Annotated in this window: 17 protein-coding genes and 2 pseudogenes; 3 read left to right on the plus strand and 16 right to left on the minus strand. The window is 41.9% G+C overall.

The genetic code is table 11. From position 1 onward, the window contains the following. The 14 genes and pseudogenes from M8E35_RS24850 to M8E35_RS24915 form a co-directional block, all read right to left on the minus strand. Positions 1–457: pseudogene (locus M8E35_RS24850) on the minus strand (phosphate propanoyltransferase); the annotation flags it as partial. 90 nt (positions 458–547) lie between these two features. Continuing rightward, a complete protein-coding gene (locus tag M8E35_RS24855) occupies positions 548–856 on the minus strand; it encodes a BMC domain-containing protein (RefSeq protein WP_252473666.1) in 309 nt (102 codons plus the stop codon). Positions 857–1,060: 204 nt separating this feature from the next. After that, positions 1,061–2,566, minus strand: a complete 1,506-nt coding sequence (locus tag M8E35_RS24860) for an acetaldehyde dehydrogenase (acetylating) (protein WP_252473667.1) — start codon at positions 2,564–2,566, stop codon at positions 1,061–1,063. Between the two features lie 22 nt (positions 2,567–2,588). After that, on the minus strand, positions 2,589–3,236 hold the full coding sequence (gene eutL / locus M8E35_RS24865; RefSeq protein ID WP_073033547.1) for an ethanolamine utilization microcompartment protein EutL: 648 nt from the start codon (positions 3,234–3,236) through the stop codon (positions 2,589–2,591). A 59-nt stretch (positions 3,237–3,295) separates the two neighbouring features. Next, entirely contained in the window at positions 3,296–3,631 is a 336-nt protein-coding gene (locus tag M8E35_RS24870; RefSeq protein WP_073033548.1) for a BMC domain-containing protein, read from the minus strand. A 175-nt stretch (positions 3,632–3,806) separates the two neighbouring features. Then, the gene (eutC, locus tag M8E35_RS24875) at positions 3,807–4,685 is read right to left on the minus strand and encodes an ethanolamine ammonia-lyase subunit EutC (RefSeq protein ID WP_252473668.1); all 879 of its coding nucleotides are present in this window, start codon (positions 4,683–4,685) and stop codon (positions 3,807–3,809) included. 15 nt (positions 4,686–4,700) lie between these two features. Continuing rightward, positions 4,701–6,065: an ethanolamine ammonia-lyase subunit EutB gene (locus M8E35_RS24880; protein WP_229249859.1), complete on the minus strand. Its 1,365-nt coding sequence runs from the start codon at positions 6,063–6,065 to the stop codon at positions 4,701–4,703. 28 nt (positions 6,066–6,093) lie between these two features. Continuing rightward, on the minus strand, positions 6,094–7,503 hold the full coding sequence (locus M8E35_RS24885) for an ethanolamine ammonia-lyase reactivating factor EutA (RefSeq protein ID WP_252473669.1): 1,410 nt from the start codon (positions 7,501–7,503) through the stop codon (positions 6,094–6,096). A 52-nt stretch (positions 7,504–7,555) separates the two neighbouring features. Further along, positions 7,556–8,920, minus strand: coding sequence for an ethanolamine permease (gene eat, locus M8E35_RS24890; RefSeq protein ID WP_252473670.1), 1,365 nt, complete (start codon positions 8,918–8,920; stop codon positions 7,556–7,558). A gap of 297 nt (positions 8,921–9,217) precedes the next feature. After that, positions 9,218–9,787 (minus strand): ANTAR domain-containing response regulator, encoded by a 570-nt coding sequence (locus M8E35_RS24895; RefSeq protein ID WP_252473671.1) that lies wholly within the window; start codon positions 9,785–9,787, stop codon positions 9,218–9,220. Continuing rightward, positions 9,784–11,220 (minus strand): sensor histidine kinase, encoded by a 1,437-nt coding sequence (locus tag M8E35_RS24900; RefSeq protein WP_252473672.1) that lies wholly within the window; start codon positions 11,218–11,220, stop codon positions 9,784–9,786. Before M8E35_RS24900 ends, M8E35_RS24895 begins: the two co-directional genes overlap by 4 nt. Then, on the minus strand, positions 11,201–11,650 hold the full coding sequence (locus M8E35_RS24905; RefSeq protein WP_252473673.1) for a EutP/PduV family microcompartment system protein: 450 nt from the start codon (positions 11,648–11,650) through the stop codon (positions 11,201–11,203). Before M8E35_RS24905 ends, M8E35_RS24900 begins: the two co-directional genes overlap by 20 nt. Then, complete coding sequence (gene eutS, locus M8E35_RS24910) at positions 11,650–11,988, minus strand: ethanolamine utilization microcompartment protein EutS (RefSeq protein WP_289711008.1); 339 nt, start codon at positions 11,986–11,988, stop codon at positions 11,650–11,652. The genes M8E35_RS24905 and eutS overlap by 1 nt, the downstream gene beginning before the upstream one ends. A gap of 82 nt (positions 11,989–12,070) precedes the next feature. Beyond that, positions 12,071–13,984 carry an LTA synthase family protein gene (locus tag M8E35_RS24915; protein WP_252473674.1) on the minus strand — a complete coding sequence of 638 codons (1,914 nt, stop codon included), beginning with the start codon at positions 13,982–13,984 and terminating at the stop codon, positions 12,071–12,073. Positions 13,985–14,219: 235 nt separating this feature from the next. On the opposite strand from M8E35_RS24915, the gene M8E35_RS24920 reads away from it, so the two are divergent. Further along, positions 14,220–15,620, plus strand: coding sequence for an SLC13 family permease (locus tag M8E35_RS24920; protein WP_252473675.1), 1,401 nt, complete (start codon positions 14,220–14,222; stop codon positions 15,618–15,620). Between the two features lie 180 nt (positions 15,621–15,800). Then, complete coding sequence (locus M8E35_RS24925) at positions 15,801–16,643, plus strand: hypothetical protein (protein ID WP_252473676.1); 843 nt, start codon at positions 15,801–15,803, stop codon at positions 16,641–16,643. A 113-nt stretch (positions 16,644–16,756) separates the two neighbouring features. Here the strand turns inward: M8E35_RS24925 and M8E35_RS24930 are convergent, their stop codons facing one another. Beyond that, positions 16,757–16,981 (minus strand): hypothetical protein, encoded by a 225-nt coding sequence (locus M8E35_RS24930; RefSeq protein ID WP_252473677.1) that lies wholly within the window; start codon positions 16,979–16,981, stop codon positions 16,757–16,759. 331 nt (positions 16,982–17,312) lie between these two features. On the opposite strand from M8E35_RS24930, the gene M8E35_RS24935 reads away from it, so the two are divergent. Then, entirely contained in the window at positions 17,313–17,711 is a 399-nt protein-coding gene (locus tag M8E35_RS24935) for a pyridoxamine 5'-phosphate oxidase family protein (RefSeq protein ID WP_252473678.1), read from the plus strand. Between the two features lie 86 nt (positions 17,712–17,797). Here M8E35_RS24935 and M8E35_RS24940 read toward each other — a convergent pair. Then, positions 17,798–18,512: pseudogene (locus M8E35_RS24940) on the minus strand (DUF3102 domain-containing protein); the annotation flags it as partial. Between the last annotated feature and the right edge of the window lie 15 nt (positions 18,513–18,527).

The raw sequence follows: 18,527 nt of genomic DNA on the forward strand, positions 1-18,527 counted from the left end.
CCTCTTCCCCTGCCTGCAGGAAAAAGCCTTGGGCTTCGACAAGTTCACATTGAAACAGGTCCAATTGCCCTCGGTAGACAATCACCGGATGTGTCTTGGCGACTAAGGCCCCAGTACGCAAATGGGTCATGTGTTCGGGTTTAACGCCCGAAGAAATACTTGTTTGAGCTTGAGCTATAGCTTGGGTTCGAGTTTGAGTTTGATTTTGGGTTTCACGAAGTACATTTGGTTCTTGAAAGAATTGCAGTCTGTTGCTTCTATCAATGCTTTGGTTTGCACTGGAAAAGGTACTTTTATGAATATCCTGAAGCCCGTTTCCTTCGATTTGGACATCAATTCCCTTAGAGCGGATAAAGTCTCGCGCCGAAGGAGTAATTACGCTCCCAGGCGGTAATGTAATAATTTTTGTTTTGGTTTTATGCCAATTGGCTCTTAGTTCATACTCTGTGACGATCAAGTCCTCACCTCATTACAGAAGTCAGAGGTCAGAAGCCAGAGGTCAGAATATTTCCTTTTACTTCTGGCTCGAACATTTGACGTTTACTTATTATTCCCCATAACCTTTGTTGTCACCGACTGGTAATATATACTCAACATCTTGGTGGGGGCGCGGTATAACATGTACGCTGAGGAGTGCTCCGACTCGTTGGGCTGCTGCAGCTCCGGCATCAACGGCGGCTTTGACAGCTCCGACATCCCCTCGTACCATGACTGAGACCAATCCACCCGAGACGTGCTCTTTTCCGCACAATGTGACATTGGCCGCTTTTAACATTTGATCAGCTGCTTCGATCGCCGGGATTAGTCCTTTGGTTTCTATCATTCCTAGTGCTATTACACTTCGATCTTGTGCCATTTTTATTCCCTCCCATTTCCTAGTTTCGATATATTCGGTTGTTCGTAATCGAGACTCATGCACCATGCCTTATCGATATTTTGTAATTCGGTATTCGTAATTCAAAGCTCGGGTCACATTTTTTAAGTCTTTTTAGACATTTTTCAAATCTTATTACGAATTCTAGTCAACCTTTAAAATTTGCATCGTTAACTTTTCACTTATTTAAGTGTTGCATGACTTATTTAAGTGTTGCATGACTTGTTTAATGATTTCTTGAACTAACCGGGCATCAACTTGCGGTGTTTGAGCCTGATTCTGAATTTGGGCTCTCTCATTACTTCCCCCAGAGGTCATGGGTTCAACGGGTTTGCGGTCTGGGATTTGCAGATGCCAGGCGACCCGTTTTATGTTGAGCAGGTGCAGGGGCGTGACGTTTTCTGAGACGCTCGATCCTGCCCAGGTTCCACACCCTAGGGTAAATGAAGGAGCTAGGCCAGTAGTTGCTCCGACACCTCCCATGGCTGCGGGGGTATTGATGAGCAATCGGTTGACTGGTTTTTTGAGGGCGAATTCTCGTATAACTTCTTCATTGTTACTGTGCATGGCAAGACTGTGGCCCACTCCGCCAGCTTCTAAAAGTTGGAAGCAACGCTCGCACCCTTCATGCCAGTCGGCAACTCGGTAAAATCCTAGGACAGTGGTGAGCTTTTCGTAGGACAAAGGCCATTGGGGACCAACGCCGCTTAAGGGAGCAATTAGGCATCTAGTTCGCTCAGGGATATTAATTCCTGCTAGTTGGGCAATAAACTTTGGGTCTTTCCCAACAACTTTGGGATTAACACCTCCGTTTGAGAGCATAACGACCTTAGAGACTTTTTTGACCTCTTCAGAGTCTAGGAAATGCGCGCCAAATCGTTTAAGTTGGCCTATGAGTTCATCAGCAATGCAGTCTTCAGCAACGACGGCTTGTTCAGAGGCACAGATGGTTCCATTGTCGAAGGTTTTTCCCATGACGATATATTCGGCAGCTTTGGCGAGGTCTGCGCTCCGTTCGACGAAGGCCGGAACGTTTCCAGGGCCAACGCCTAGGGCTGGCTTTCCGCTGCTGTAGGCTGCCTTGACTAGGGCGCTTCCACCAGTGGCCAGAATCATAGCGACATTGGGGTGTTTCATAAGTTCGTTAGTGGCACCCATAGAGACATTTAGAATACATCCGATTACGCCTTCTGGAGCACCGGCCGCGACGGCAGCTTGATGCATGATTTTTGCGGCTTCGTTTGTGCATCGTACAGCACTGGGATGCGGGGAAAAGACGATCGCATTGCGGGATTTAAGGGCAATCATGGCTTTATAGATAACCGTTGAAGTGGGATTGGTCGTAGGAATAATCCCTGCGATAACTCCGACGGGTTCGGCGATTTCCCATAGCTTTTGTTCGTGATCTTCACGAATGATTCCCACTGTTTTCATAGGTTTTATGAAGTCATACAGAGTACGGGAAGCGAAGTAGTTTTTAAAGCATTTGTCTTCGTAATTTCCCATTCCCGTTTCTGAGACAGCCATCATGGCCAATCGTGCTGCATTTGCTTCGCCCGCTTCGCGCATCATGTCAATGATATGATCCACTTGTTCTTGCGTGAAGTCTTTAAGAGCTTCTTGGGCTTCGCGCGCAGCTCGTACTAAATTTCGGGCTTCTTGTAAGGAACAAAGGTCTCGATCGAGTTCCATACTAGCTGCACCTCCCTTTTTGCTAAAATTTCAGGCCATTTTCGCAGACGTCGATGACAGCTCGCTGGAAGGCTTCACAGGCAGATCTGCAGGCACTTTGTGAACCGGTTAAAAGCCCACCGCCGAAGTTAGTTTCTGTGGGTGGCCCGTAAAATGCTTTCATTGTAACTTCCGCCGCTTTTAGTGCCGCATCTAAACCATACATTGCTTCGATTGGAGGCGCGATAAGGTAAGACAGGGCCTCCCCTTCTTGGATTCCTGCCAGTTTAGAGAGATAACTTCCGGTTCGCGAGACAGTGTGCGGAAACCATGCGGTTTTTCCTCCATCACAGGTATAGAAGAAGCATTCATTTTCCAGATGGTCAATGCAGGCATCAACTCCGGCACGTACTTCGGCTGGATTTGGGCCCGCTAAAATTCCGATGATTTCTCCAGACAGCGGACCTGAAGCTCGAGCTGCTCCACAATAAAAACTTTTGGCATAGACGACTTCGACTTCAGCTTTTTTCGTCGCTTCATCTAAGGCTACGTAGGTTGAATCATCAATGTCGGCAGTGATCATGCCGATGGAACGCTGATAGCCAGTTAGGCCCAATTTTTCGGCGAGATCAGGGGCCACATTAGGTATTAATCTGACTGCTAATACTTTTGGCTTAATGGGCTCTATCATGGTTTCCCTCCCTATTAATGCCGGATTATAAGTTCCGACGATTTAACTAATTAACGAGTTCACTTTGTGTTCTCAGCGTTTTTAGTTTTCGGCTTTTCTTCGATGACTGGTAGTTTAGGCAGGATGTCTTCGAGTTCCGGATGGGGACGCGGGATGACGTGACAGCTGACTAGCTCTCCAACTCGCTCAGCGGCAGCGGCTCCAGCATCAACCGAGGCCTTGACGGCTCCGACATCTCCTCGAACCATTACCGTAACTAAGGCACCTCCTACTTTTACTTTCCCAATTAGGGTTACATTAGCAGCTTTAACCATGGCATCGGCTGCTTCGATGGCTCCAACGATTCCGCGTGTTTCTACCATACCCAGTGCTACGAGATCTGCTCTTATAGCCATTGTGCTCTCTCCCTTCACTCTCTTGTTTTTACAAATTGTAAACATCATTAATTTTAATTTTACTCTCCATTTAAAGGAACCCAAAATTAACCATAGAACACCTTTTGTGACAAGCACCTATCAAATTAATCATTAAATCTATATTGATCATGCCAAGAGGACATGTTGCCGGCCTCTACTCCAGATTAACACCTGATGCCTTAGCATCTAGAATCTTTTTGATTAAGCTGGCCAAATGCGCTCCCGCTTCCGCTGCCGGAGTACCACCTTTATGGATATTACTGATCACGGTTCGCTCACTCTCGACCATACCCAGTCGCGGATTGTATCCCATGTAGGCGCTCATACTCTCAGCGGTTCCCAATCCAGGACGTTCCCCGATTAGAATTACAGCGACTTCAGGTTTCAGCTCTTCACCAATAGTATCCATTACAGCCACTCGACCATTTCGAACAAAGATTGGAGTGCCTAGTCTCACACCCATTCCTTCAAGGCCCTGAGTTAAGGCTGGAAGAAGATTAGGAATATTAGCTTCAACCGCTTTACTAGAAAGTCCGTCGGAAACAATGATTTGGACCATGGCTTCTTTTAGGCATCCTTTGGCGAGAATCTGTAAGTTCTCGTCATCAAGTTTTCTTCCTAAGTCAGGCCGGGTAAGATATTCATCTTTCGACTTGCATAGGGTTTGAATGGAAACCATATTATATTTTGCAGGAAATTCTTCCGGAACAACACCGAGCACAGAGTCTTGCGCTACTGCATGATCTGCGCGAAAACGAAGTAATGTATCCGTCAATGGACGAGGTCCACTTCTCCATACTCCGATACGAGCAGGTGTCGAAAGCTTCATTTCTTCATAAAGTTCCTTATTAACCGGATTGGGCACTTGTAAATAACGCTGCAAATCGATTTCTGCTAAATCTGTTATCTCACATTCGTCCATAATTGATGAGTTTGCTAAAGGTAATTTATTATTTGAACTTTGGATTTTTCCCTTTTCCATTCCTTTCAGCAACTCTTCAACGATTAAGCGAACACTATCTTCTAAGCTCATTTTCTTATCCCCCCCTTACCTTGTGAATATCGTTGCATCACCGGCACGGGCTGTAAGCTTACCCTTAGCCAGGATTCCCATGGATTCCGCCCAAGCTTCAAATTCAGGCAACGGTCTTAGGTTAAAAAGTTCTCTCAACGTCGCAATGTCATGGTAGCTAGTGCACTGGTAATTTAACATAACATCATCCCCCATAGGGATCCCCATAAAGTAAGTACAACCTGCCGCCGCAAGTAGAGTCGCAAGATTTTCAATATCATTTTGGTCTGCTTTCATGTGGTTGGTGTAACAAGCATCAACCCCCATTGGCAAGCCCGTAAGTTTACCCATAAAATGGTCTTCCAGACCTGCTCTAGTCACTTGTCGAGTATCATAAAGGTATTCCGGACCAATAAAACCAACAACCGTATTCACCAAAAAGGGGTTGTAATGACGAGCTAAACCGTAACAGCGTGCCTCCAAGGTGACTTGGTCGGCACCATGGTGTGCCTCAGATGAAAGCTCAGAACCTTGCCCTGTTTCAAAATACATAATATTAGGTCCAGTTGCACGCCCCTCTTTTAATCCCAGGGTATACGCTTCGTCTAAGATTTCTTTAGTGACCCCAAAAGCTTCGTTTCCAATCTGAGACCCTGCAATAGATTGGAAGAGTAAATGAACCGGAGCACCTTTTCGCAAGGCCTTCATTTGAGTTGTAATATGCGCTAAAACACAAACCTGAGTAGGTATCTGCCACTCCTCAACAAAATTGTAGAGGGTTTCCAAGCTACGGATGGTTGCGGGTACAGAGTCGTCAACTGGATTAAGTCCGAACACTGCATCTCCTACACCATAGGACAATCCTTCACGCAAACTGGCTAAAATTCCATCAACCCCATCAGTAGGATGATTCGGTTGAAGCCGGGAAGCCAGACACCCTGCTTTGCCAATCGTCGTATTGCAATGAGCCAAATTTTGAATTTTGGCAGCACCTAATATCAGATCGAGATTGCTCATGAGTTTAGCCACTGCAGCGACCATCTCTGAGGTGAGACCGCGACTAATCCTATGGAGGGCAGATCCATTAGTTTCGGTTCTAAGAACATACTCCCGAAACTCTGCAACACTCCAATTTTTAATTGTATGATAGATTGGTTCGTTGACATCGGCATCAATAATGCGTGACACCTCATCTTCCTCCAGTGGTACAACCGGGTTCCTGCGTAAATCTTCCAAGGTTAATTCCGATAAGACTCGTTTGGCCGCGATCCGCTCTGCTGCATCTTCGGCCGCGATCCCGGCGAGAATATCTCCTGACTTAATTTCGTTTGCTTTAGCCAAAACATCTTTTACATCTTTAAACTTAAAGGTTTGACCAAAAAGTCGTGTCTTCAGATTCACGATTTCACATCCCTTCTGTGGAAAAGTATTATCGGGCAAAAATTAGAGTTTTTACAATCACTGGCACTGCATCTTGATACGGTAAAGGTTTAGCAATATCCAGGAAATCTCCAAAGGCCAGCTCTATGCCATCTAAACAAACCAAAGGACTGGCAGGAAGAAGTCTTTGCAGGGTTTGTCCCAGTACTTTAGCAATATCTTGTTGGGCGATGATTACTTTAGGCTCTCCTTTGATTAATGGCAATTCGTAGGCAAGAGTTTCAGCTAAGCTAAGAATCGTTTGAAAGTCCGTATTAGGCAAAGGTGGAACTATCAGAGCGACTGTTCTGTATAAAGAGTCAGTGTAATTCCCTGCGGCTTTAAGCCAAGAAAACTTACCCCTCATATCCAATTCCGGGTACACTGCAGGCACATTTCGTACCGGAAGTGTATGCTCGCTAACCGTAATTGTCGATCCTGATACATTCACAGTGTGGGCTCCTGCACCGAGCACTGTAGCATGGATTGTTTCAGCCCCCTCATGTACGGGCAGGGATTTATTAATCCGGCTTTCCTGAAATGCCTCTGCCAAGAGTGGGCCAACATCTCCGTGAATCCACCATTCCTTGATTCCAGGCAAATAAATATATTTTGCAACTCCTCCAGAAAAGACCACGCCGTCGATCTTAACATCCGGCAACAAATTCGTCATTACCAAACAATTGTCCTGAGGCAGGAGAGTTTCTTGAAAAATGACTCGTTCGACACATTCCACCATACTCTTTAAGCAGTTTTTTATCAGAACTAAGTCATTCCCGTTAGAAACTAGGTTATTGTTCGGATTACAATAATTTATGATCTTCTGAGCGGGTGAGGAAACGTAAGTTAAGCGGTGCGAAATTGGATCTACTTCAAAAAGGCGGCCGCCAACATTGATACACGCTGTCCCTATGCACTTACCTCGATCAAAATAAGCAATATTCGTAGTCCCTCCACCGATGTCAATGTTGGCAATACACGCGTGTAAGCGCTTGGAGAGCGCCTCGGCGCCCGATCCTTTCCCTGCAATCATACTTTCGAGATCTGGTCCAGCCGTCGCTACAACAAAATCTCCCGCATAATCTGCTAAAGAATGAATGATTTCCGAGGCATTCTCCTTTTTAGCGGTCTCCCCAGTAATGATAATAGCCCCTGTGTCAATCTGTTCAGGCTTCACTCCTGCCTTCTCATATTCCTTAGCGACAATTTCTCGAAGCGCAGTACCATCAACATGCCTGCGATCTTCAAAGGGAGTGAAGTGAACCTTACCCATATAGGAAATACTTTTATGGGTAATTTCTACTTTTGGTACTTGACTGCCTGGCATTACATTGACTAAGGTGAGTTGCGAAATGACCAACTGAGTCGTTGTTGTCCCGACATCGATCCCCACACTGACTAGAGTCATCTCTTTAGCCATAATGTTTCTCTAACGCCATTGTATTAAGATGGCTCCTCTCCCCGGATACATATTAGGCATCCAGTTCATCTAAAACACCGAACTCTTCTTCAAATGGTCTGATATTCTTATTGCCCCAAATGAAGTAGTAGGCGATGGCAATGACATAAACAAGCGCTGCCCATTTCAAAGCTGGCACACTTGAAACAACGACACTTATCGTCAGAAAAATACCTATAATAAAGCTAATGGCCGGGATTACTGGATACCATACTTTAAATGGTCTTTTTAGATTAGGTTCTTTGGCGTGTAAGATAAACAGACTGATTAGACTAAGCATATACAGAGCAACCGAGCCAATAACGGCAATGGTAATCACAATTGCTGTCTTACCCGTGAGAACGACACCCAATCCAACGAGTCCAGGAATTAACAATGCCCAGACTGGAGTATGACGTTTAGGGTCAACATAGGCGAGGAATTTTGGCAAATAGCCAGTTCGAGCCATCGCATAAGTTTGACGTGAATAACCCACAATAATCCCATGCAGAGAAGCGATTAAGCCAAATAAACCAATGATGTTCACTAAAACAACAATAAAGGCATTCTCGCCAAAGACTTGGGCTAAAGCAATGGGCAAAGGAAAGTCTACTGCTGAGACTAAGTTATAATCGGCAATACCTGCCGTCAGGAAGAGAGTTAAAAAGCCCATGACCATCAAAGTTCCCATACCACTTAAGAAACCTTTTGGAATATCTTTCTGTGGGTTCACCATTTCTTCCGCAGCCATGGCTCCTCCTTCAATAGCGAGATAGAACCAGATTGCAAAAGGAACGGCTGCCATAACGCCTTTCATTCCAAAAGGAAGGAGAGGTGCTGTCATGACTCTTGCCATCGAAAAGTGAGGAGTTGCGGCAACCCAGAAAATAACTAAACCAACCAGCGCAATAATGGTAACCACTAATTCTACCATAGCTGAGGTTTTCATTCCCAAGTAGTTCACAAAAATGAAAAATAAGAAAGCGGCGACAGCTGCCGTCAATGTTGGTACGGATGGAATGAGAAAGTTAATGTACCCACCTACAGCCAATGCAATAGCAGGCGGAGCAAACACGAATTCAATTAGACAACTGATACCATTCATATATCCCCAAAATGGTCCCATTGCTCTACGTGCATACGCAGAAGGACCACCAGCATGAGGTATTGCTGTTGCCAGCTCTGAGTATGACAAAATAAATGTTACATAAAAGATCGTAACTGGAATTAGAGCAAGGGCTAATCCCATAGGCCCACCTGCACCAAATCCATAGCTCCAGCCAAAATAGTTTCCCGAGATGACTAAGCCTACTGCAAGAGCCCATAGGTGAATTGGTTTAAGTACTCTGGACAAATGTGCGTCTGATCCTGGAGTTACAAGTTTAGTCTCCGTTGTCACAGAAAAACCTCCTTTAATTTTATTAGATGAAACACTTGATACCTAGCAAGGGCATATAACTTACATGCTTCTTACTCCTTTCTTTTCAAGTAGAAAAAAATTAATGCCCTTTATCACACCCCCGATAACTCAGGGTGTAATAAAGGGCATTATTGCCCGCTATTCCTTTGTAAAACAAATATCTTCACTAGGTAAGAATGGTCTCATCTATAAATAGATATTATTCGCCATCTTACTCATTATTCCTTCTTTGTGAGCACTGTATTATAGAATTTTTTTAAAAGTCATTTTATTGATCTAAACTGCCATTTTTATAATTTGTGCAGCAAGTTTAACCACTGTAATTCTCAAATCCATGGCCTGATGGATTAGTAATTGATGAGCTTCATATTCACTTATTCCCTCACGAGTTGCCAGAATTGCCTTAGCTCGAGAAATTAGTTTTTGACTATTTAATTCTTGCTGAGTCGTTTCTAATTTTGAGCGTACATGTTGCATCTCTCTCCAACGAGCGTAAGCAATTTGAATTGCAGGTAAAAGATCACGTTCGGTTATAGGTTTAACAAGGTAGCCGTACACACTAACTTTTTCTGCTCTATTAATAAATTTGGACTGACTATAGGCTGTTAACAATATGACAGGTATATTCATAGAGTGCAAGATCTTTGCGACTTCCAATCCGTCCAACCCTGGCATCATTACATCGAGAATTGCTAAATCTGGAGCGAAAGATTTAGCTAACTCAACCGCTTTCAAGCCATTGTTTGCTTCTGCACAAACTATATGACCAGCCCCTTGTAACATTTCTTTAATATCCAAGCGAATTAAGGCCTCATCATCCGCAATCAATATGGATAGTTCGCTCATAACTGTCCCTCCGAGCTATGTTTTGGAAAGCTTACTGTTACAACCGTCATTCCGTCTATTCGTTCCATTCTGAACTCTCCACCCAATTGTTCTCCCACTAATGAGTCAACGATTTGCAAACCCAAGCGTCGTTGCTTAACTTTATCAAAAGGAACTTCTGGATCTGGTCCATTATCTCTTACTGTAAGATGTATTTGTCCCTTTTTCTCAATAATATCAAGTGTAATAATTCCTTTTTCTAAGAGACGAACCCCGTGTTTAAAACTGTTCGTTAAGAGTTCATTAATGACGAGAGCCAGAGGAACAGCTTTAATGCTGGGCAAATGAAGGTTTTGTCCATTAACATGGGCCTTAATGCTCTGTTCGGGTGACATAGAGCTTTCTAATAATGCGCTTAAAATACGCTGAGAAAGCTCCTTTAAATCAACGGAATCACAGTTTTGGCAGGCAAAAACATCATGGACCATTGCTATGGAGATAATTCGATTGATACTTGCCGAAAACTCTGCTTTGACGATGTCTAAATCCGATCGTCTCATCTGCAAACGAAGCAAAGCTGCAACATTTTGAAGATTGTTTTTTACTCTGTGGTGTATTTCCCTGATGACTGTACTCTTAGCACTTAATTCTCGTTCCTTTTCCCGAAGATCTGTAATATCTCTAAAAGATATTACACACCCGCTTAAATCTCCATAAGTCACCAAGGGATACGCCTCAAAGAGATAGCTCTTATCTAGAATACAAAACTCGGCTGGGTTTTGCAGAGTATCTAATAGCTCATTTAATGTAGAACAATTGAACATGCCAAACAAGAAATCTTGTCCAAGAGCCTCAAAGCCCTTAAAATCCTGATAAATCTTTGCGGCTTTTTTATTCACATAAGTAATTTTACTATATTTATTTAGGACAAATATTCCGTTTCCAACCCAATTTTCAAACTGTGAACCAGTCATTGACAAGTGCATTAGCGTGTTACTTAGTCGTTCGGCCGTTTGCGTCAAAAACTCTACTTGCTCTTCTTGTCTTAATTCTTCGGAAATATCTCTTTCCATGATAAGTGTACCTATCACGCCATCTACAGGATTGCGAATAGCTACAACTGTCTGGGCTATTGGAATCCCCTCTTGGCTGACTCCTCGAACATCACGAGAAGTTTCACCAGTCTCTAGTGTTCGATAAACCGCAGGCTCGCTGGTAGCTAAGGCTAATTCACCCACGACACTATGTCTATACAACGATCTATTTTTAGGGCAGGCCCATGCTAATACTACGGCATCTACTCCGTCTTTCAGGGGGGCATCAATGAAGATGTCTGTCCCCGTCATTTCAGCAGTATTTGGAATTTGAAGAGCCATTGATTCTAATATCTTAATATCTTCTTCGGTGAGGTTAGTGTATTCAATACATATGTCCCTAATGGTTGCGCAATTCATTCAACTCCTCCAATCGCTTACGCAAAGGAGCAACTCCTACCTCATCCATGATGGATGTTGAATAAAAAGGTTCTTCAATTCCTGCATAATTTAAAAAAGCAGTTGCTTGTTTGATATTGGCTTTGGGCAAATCCATCTTTGTGATGATTCCAATAATGGGCTTGCGAAAAACCTTTGAGAATTTGGGAGGATAAAATGACCTTTGTTTCGTAGCATCTTGAAGTGCCCAGATCTCTGAGACCCGGTGGCTCGCATCGATTAAAACATGATAAAAGCGGGGGATCTCAAGATATTCACCCGGACAATCAATAAAAGTATGAGAAAAATCTAACATCTGTGTTTTTTGATAGCTAACTTGCTCATTCAAAAGCAATTGCTTCAAAGAGGTTTTACCTGCACCAATTCCCCCAATAAGAAGTATTCTACCCATTAACTTCTTGTCACCTCAGCTGCTGAAAACCCTAAAATGTTAACGAGAGTATTTACGGCAGCTCGTAACGCTGCTTCAACACTGGAAACATCCCCTGTAATCACTAGAGAACCCGTAAAGCGATCTAGAAACCCAAGTTCAATATCCCCTGCTTTGCTCGCAGCATCCGCAGCAATGATCGCAGCCTCACTGGGAGTAATCGTCATGATTCCAATGGCGCCTGCAGTCACAATCCCTAATCGTTCATGAATATCTCCTTGTGGGTTCGGGATAATATGGGCCATTGTCACTTGTTTTCCTGGGACGTATTCTTGAATAACGCGCTGTTTTTCTACCAAAGTTAGGCACCACCATTCCTATACTTTCACGACATAGAAGTGAATGACTATTGTATTTCGTTGTAAAATGTCAAAGTCCTCTTTATTTATATCCGGCTTCTTTAAAGTAATTTTTTCGAATCACGAGATCTGAAATATCAATTCCTTTGATATGATTCTCGAATTCTGTGCTATTCTCTGATTCTCCCATGTACAGTCGATTAGCTAAAACGACAAAATCCTTTTTGGTATTGAGCAAATTTCGTCCAAAAACGGTATTACTGTAACGGTCTTCATTAATTCCCAACAGATAGGCTATCGTGGGCATAGTATCAACTTGTCCTCCTGTAGTCGGGATCTCTTGTCCGTTCATTTCCTTGTGGTAGATAATAAGCGGGATTCGTTTACTGTCATCGAGGCACCAGCTTTCAATCGGCTGAACTGCTTTGACTTCGTCATTATAGTATTTATGCACTCCTGTGTGATCCCCGTAGATCACAACCACTGTATTATCTAATACTCCGCTTTTATCAAGTGACTCTAAAAAAATGCCAAGCTGTTCATCGGTATAACGAATACTTTGGAAGTAACCACCTAACTTTGACTTATCGAACTCCTCGCTTAATATGAGCGATCGATATTGTTCTGGCAAGTCAAAGGGGTTATGGCTTGTTAAAGTTACCATAAAATTGTAGAAAGGCTGTTTCTGTTCTGAAATTATAGGCGCTAATTGTCTGAAATAACTTCCATCACTTAGCCCTAAGCCAATTTTCTCATCCAAATTAAATCGTGATTCGTCCATCGTCTTTTCAAAACCAATGGCCGTCAAGGCAGGCATCCAATTCCAATATGAACCTTTATCTGGATGAATAGCTAAGGTGTTATACCCATCCTCTCTTAAAATCTTAGGCAAAGAATTATAGGTATTGTAAGGGAATCGAAAAAAGGTAGCACCAGTACGAACTGGATAAACAGAAGTGTTAGCCAATAAATCGGCATCAGAGCTTGAACCATTATAAACTTGTTCGTAGAAATTAGGAAAGTAATAACTATTCGCTAAGAGTTTATTGAGATTTGGAGTGATTTCCTGCCCATCAATCTTTTGATTTATTACAGATGTCTCGAGCGACTCAACTTGAATCATAATGAGATTCTGACCTTTGAATATTCCCTTATACTCATTTGCTGGCAGTTTCTCTTGGTTTTGATCTAACCATTTTTTGATTTGTTCACTTTCCTCGGGTTTTAATTCAGCATCCTTACTGTCTTTAAGATAGTTATAAATATCAAAACCATGGTACCCTAGCGGCGAAAGATTTGACATCGTCTGATTTGGAGACCAAGCAACTCTAAACAACATCTCGCCGTCATTACCTTTAATATCCAATTGGACATGCTGATAATAAATATACGATACTGAAAGTCCAAAAAGGATAAAGAGAGTATAAATATTTCTTTGAGTCCTAACATACAAGGTCTTATGCTTTATGCCGATACCAAATAAAATCAAAAGATCCAGGATAAATAATAAATCAATTTGGCGAAGCATTGATATTACGCTGCTAAAAAGATTGTCCAGATTTGTTGTTTGGCTTAGCAAATATGGAGTAACAAAGCTACTATACCCTCGGTAATACATTAAATCGGTAATCAGCAGAGTGGAAAATAAGGCATTACAACTAAACAGAAACCAAAAACGGGCCTTACCCTTAAATATAAAGGCGAAACTCAATAGTATAATGATAAAGAAGGTATAAACTTCTAAAGGAGGGGAAGAGCTGAAACTATAAAAAGCTTTCATGTAATCATACTTGGTTGCATTCTCATTATTGATAAGCCCAATAAATAGGATAGACTTAGTTAACATTACCAAAGTCGTGAATATAAACACGCTGTACTTAAGCCCCAGCCCAGATATGACAAGAGTACGCATCCATTCAAATAACTTAAGCCAAATATTAGTATACCCATTGATTTTAGTATTCTTTTTTGTGAGTTCATCTTCTAAACGAGCCAAAAATCACCATTCCTCTGCGTTTAAAATGTTCAACTGTACATTATTCGACAAAAACCTTAACTTTCCTTTAATGTGTTGAGCATTTTTTCACGCTATAAAGACTTATAGATTAAGTTTTAACAAAAGTAAGCTGGATTTAAACCAATATGGTCAAAAGACTTCCCTCTTCTAGAATTAATGATAAACTATATTCATACTTTTCGAACTAAAATTTCTGACGATTGCGAGTTTTGAGATGTATTCTAAAACACAAGTTTATCTAGAATTATTAGCTGTTTTTCCTATTTTTCTATTAATCATCTTTACTCTTCCCGATAATCTTTCCTGGCCCCTCCGCTCCACAATTGGCATAACGGGGGCCTCGGTTTGGTTATGGGTATTGGAACCAATCCCTCTGGCACTAACCTCTCTATTAGTGATTGCTGCTCTTCCCATCCTTAATGCTACCTCTCTTGATACCGCTTTGAGCGGGTTTTCTAATGGATCAACTTTCCTTATCATGGCTGGATTTATGATGTCTCAAGGAGTTAATAGTACCACTCTCGGGAAACGCTTTGCCAATTACTCCATTATCCGATTTGGAGGAAGTATTTATGGGGTTTTATTGGGTGTTTTATTAGCTCCACAGATATTGAGCTTTTTCATTCCCGGAACTGCCGTACGAACAACTCTTCTATTGCCTGCAGTAATGGCAGTCATTATTTCAATGAAGCTGTCCCTGAGCTCAAACATTGCAAAGCTATTAATCCTTGGGCTTACTTTTGGGGCAAGTATAAGTGGAGTAGGTCTGTTGCCAGCTGCTCTGGCAAATGTTTTAACGGCTGATCTTATAAAAAATATTCTTGGGCAAGACATTTACTATTTCACTTGGTTCATGATCACCTGGCCCATATGGCTATTTATGATCCCGATTACCTGGTTGATCCTTCCAACGTTGTTTCCTCCCGAAACAAAATATTTAGAGGTCAATCAGTTACGTACTGAACTAAAGGAATTAGGAAAGCTATCCAGTCAAGATAAGAAGTGTCTCATAATTTTAGCTGTAACCGTCGTTCTTTGGATGACTGAATCATTTCATAAATTACCAACTGCTGTCCCTGCAATATTAGCCACTGTTTTCATGGGTTTACCTGGTATCGGGATTGTTGGCTGGGATAAATTGAAAGAAATCGAATGGGGAACTATCATTATGATAGGTGCTAGCTTATCTATGGCCTCCGCCCTCAATAACTCCGGCGCCGCAGATTTCCTAGCAGGGGAATTGTTGTCTTTTCAAGGACTGCAAACAGGTTTATCTACCCCTCTGTTATTAGTATTTTTACTAATCCTCTTAACTCATTTTTATCACCTCGTAGTTACGAACATTTCTACTGTCGTTCTGACTTTAACACCAATCATGTTGCAAATCGCCCTAAAACTAGGAGTAAATCCACTCCTGGTGGCGATAACAATAAACATCGCTACATTATTTGGATTTCTTCTCATCGTCCAAACCCTTCCCAGTGTCGTAACCTATACTACTGGTGTATACACTTCTATGGATATGTTAAGGGCGGGCTTTTGGCTCACTATAGCTTCATTGGTTGTTATGATAATAACTGCACAAGTTTGGTGGCCTTTCATAGGACTTAATTAATCTCCAAACATATAAAAGTGTGCTCCCTTCAATATGAAGGGGACACACTTTTATATGTTGAATGACCTTTAGATAAGATAATATGAACCTTCTCGCGATCAAAAAAGTTTGGATTGATTAAATAAAGCTAGGGTAAGCTAAATATTATTGATTTTCCAGAGGATTTAAGTGGAGGTATTCATGGCAAGCATATATTGGTATTATCTGCTCGGAATAATTGGACTGGGAATTACTGCATTTACTGTATATAAGAAAAGAGACATCAAGCTCTCTACTTTTCTTGTATTTTTCTTATTTTCTCTATGTGTTACATGGATAGGCGAATTTGTAGTACTTGGTTTATTTAATAGTTATGCTTATAAAACTGGTATATACACAAACCCTTGGGCCCAAAATATTTTAGGGCATCTTATACTTAATTCGACTTTCTATCCCGGCACAGCTCTCTTGGTCGCAGCATGCTCGTTAGGATATGGGTGGATTTTTTTAATCACCGTTCTATATTTACTATTGGAGTATTTGTTTTTAAAACTAGGTATATATGAGCATCATTGGTGGAAATATTACATGACAGCTCTAGCAATTTTTATCTACCAAATCATTTCCATATTTTGGTTTAAGAAGATAAGTAACATTAAGTATGGATTTTATCGAATTAGTACATTCTACTTCGTTGGTTTTGTCGTTCTACACTTTCCTATTCCAGTAATTCTGCTCTTAGGAAAACAATACTATAATGTGAATTGGGTTCAAGATATGTACTTGTCTAGTACCATGTTTATTTTTACTTATCAGTTAGTTGAAACTTTATTATTGGTACTATTTGTATGTGCATTTGAGAAATGGTACTGGAGTATAGTACCATTCATTACTGCATTTGTAGGGCAATTCATACTCGTGAAACTGAATATTTTGGTGTTTCAGGATGGATGGAATCTGTTCTATACGATGCTAGTTTATTTTACAAGTATTGCTCTGTTTATTCTTATCGAAAAATATTCCTTGATTCCCGAAAAACAATAAATTAGTTTGAAACCACAAAATCCGCCATTTTAGCTATTAGGCTAAGGCGGCGGGTATTTGAATAGAAATTGCTGGTTATAATAAGCATTTAAACTTTTATATTCTCACGTCCATTAGAGATATAGAATGATTACAGGTATTACTGCTCCCCATGCACTTACTAAAGTAGCACGATTACTGCCATAACGCTTCTCTGCAGTATAACTGTAATGAGCCATAACTGCTGCTGCCATCACTAAAAGTAGATGGGTTATCGACGGCTTTGCTCCAAAGACCCAAAGAATGATACCTAATAAAATTTGCGTATCTAGTAAAGCATTCGCTGTAGTACTTACCAACTTATGTCCCCAGACAGGCTTCCCTCTCCACTGTCCCAGTGAAGCTATAGAGGCCCTTCATAATACTGATAATAGGATTAAAACTGTTAGAGTTTGGTGCAAGAAAATCCTGAGTTACACAAAGGTTGTCAGGCCATACAGTCACTTACCACAAATGAACCGAAAATTGCTGTTAGCGAAAGAAACGGCATCAACTGGACGAGTTTCTGGATTCCTGTTTCAGGTGTTCCTGATTACTTCATACACTTTACTAATGGTCTTAATGAATATATGGAAAAGCTTAATACCACTTCTGACACGCTACAAATTTAATAAAAGTGAGGTAAAGATTATGATTTCGGTTTTAAATTTTATCACCGAGGCTAAAACATTCTATATTTCAACAACTGATGGCACTAAGCCAAGAGTACGCCCATTTGGTTTTATCATGGAACATGAAGGCAAACTTTATTTTTGCACTAGCAACCAAAAGGCTGTTTATAAACAATTAACTTCTAATCCCTTCTTTGAAATCTGTGCTATGTCTGGAAATGGTCAGTGGATCAGGATACAGGGCAAAGCAGTATTTGATTCAAACATAAGTGCCAAGGCTAAAGCTTTTGAAGTAATGCCAAATCTTTCCATCATATACAACTCCCCAGATAATCCTGCTTTTGAAGTTTTCTACATATCTGAAGGAGTAGCAACCTTCTATTCTTTCACCGACGAACCGAAAACAATATTATTCTAAAATTCAAGTACTAAACTGAACAAAAGTGCTGAGGATTGAGTTGTGTAGCTTCACACACTGGGACTTTAACGCGGACTCCTGCAGTGCCTTTCGACCATATATTCAGCAAGCCGGCTCGCGTCTTTACTGCATTTTTCTTTTACCGCCAGATCAAGTCTGGCCAGTTGGCCGAGGGCTTCCAGCAGCTCCTGGAAGGCATCTGCGATCGTTTGGCAGCAAGCGATGCATCTTTCTTCATGCTTCGTGGTAAAGGTTTGGGAGGCTGCAGTTTTTGGCCCGTTTATTGGTTTGTCGGTTTTTTTGACAGTTCGATATTCTATTGTGATTTCCCCAGGATTATCGGACAGGGGCGTAACTTGAGCCTGCTCTTTCTCCGGAGAGATTTGCTTTCGTTCTTTGAGCGCCTGGTCCAGCTCACGGGTGGTCATATTCTTAACATCATGCTCCAGGATAAATTTCTCCCGCTCATCTTCCGAAATCCCCAGCAGCAGAAGAGCCTGGTAGTAGGTCAAATTCGCCGGCGCCGGCGAATTTGACCTGCCGTCGGCAGCGCCGTCAGCGAATAGTTTATCTCCATATTCTTTAAAAAGCTGCATAAGCTTGTTGGCTGTGCGTTGAGAATAGCTCACCGATTCCACCAGCCATTTTCCCCATTCTCCATGGGGGAGCAGGTCCTTGGCCTCCTTCAGCGCTTACCGATCTCGATGGCATTGGTAGGCATGATTTTACAAGTCTGTTGTTAATCCTATTAATCTCAGCCGCGATGACTAGCGGCGTACGTTCAGTGATGGGTTCCTTCATTTTGACTCCCGCCTT

It is taken from the genome of Desulfosporosinus nitroreducens (genome assembly GCF_023897015.1).
GTDB classification, from domain to species: Bacteria; Bacillota; Desulfitobacteriia; order Desulfitobacteriales; family Desulfitobacteriaceae; genus Desulfosporosinus; species Desulfosporosinus nitroreducens.

Bases quoted from the DNA above. Each gene is read 5' to 3' on its own strand.
- M8E35_RS24855 (WP_252473666.1), bottom strand. From the start codon at position 856: ATGGCACAAGATCGAAGTGTAATAGCACTAGGAATGATAGAAACCAAA.
- M8E35_RS24860 (WP_252473667.1), bottom strand. From the start codon at position 2,566: ATGGAACTCGATCGAGACCTTTGTTCCTTACAAGAAGCCCGAAATTTA.
- eutL (WP_073033547.1), bottom strand. From the start codon at position 3,236: ATGATAGAGCCCATTAAGCCAAAAGTATTAGCAGTCAGATTAATACCT.
- M8E35_RS24870 (WP_073033548.1), bottom strand. From the start codon at position 3,631: ATGGCTATAAGAGCAGATCTCGTAGCACTGGGTATGGTAGAAACACGC.
- eutC (WP_252473668.1), bottom strand. From the start codon at position 4,685: ATGAGCTTAGAAGATAGTGTTCGCTTAATCGTTGAAGAGTTGCTGAAA.
- M8E35_RS24885 (WP_252473669.1), bottom strand. From the start codon at position 7,503: ATGGCTAAAGAGATGACTCTAGTCAGTGTGGGGATCGATGTCGGGACA.
- M8E35_RS24895 (WP_252473671.1), bottom strand. From the start codon at position 9,787: ATGAGCGAACTATCCATATTGATTGCGGATGATGAGGCCTTAATTCGC.
- M8E35_RS24900 (WP_252473672.1), bottom strand. From the start codon at position 11,220: ATGAATTGCGCAACCATTAGGGACATATGTATTGAATACACTAACCTC.
- M8E35_RS24905 (WP_252473673.1), bottom strand. From the start codon at position 11,650: ATGGGTAGAATACTTCTTATTGGGGGAATTGGTGCAGGTAAAACCTCT.
- M8E35_RS24920 (WP_252473675.1), top strand. From the start codon at position 14,220: ATGTATTCTAAAACACAAGTTTATCTAGAATTATTAGCTGTTTTTCCT.
- M8E35_RS24925 (WP_252473676.1), top strand. From the start codon at position 15,801: ATGGCAAGCATATATTGGTATTATCTGCTCGGAATAATTGGACTGGGA.
- M8E35_RS24935 (WP_252473678.1), top strand. From the start codon at position 17,313: ATGATTTCGGTTTTAAATTTTATCACCGAGGCTAAAACATTCTATATT.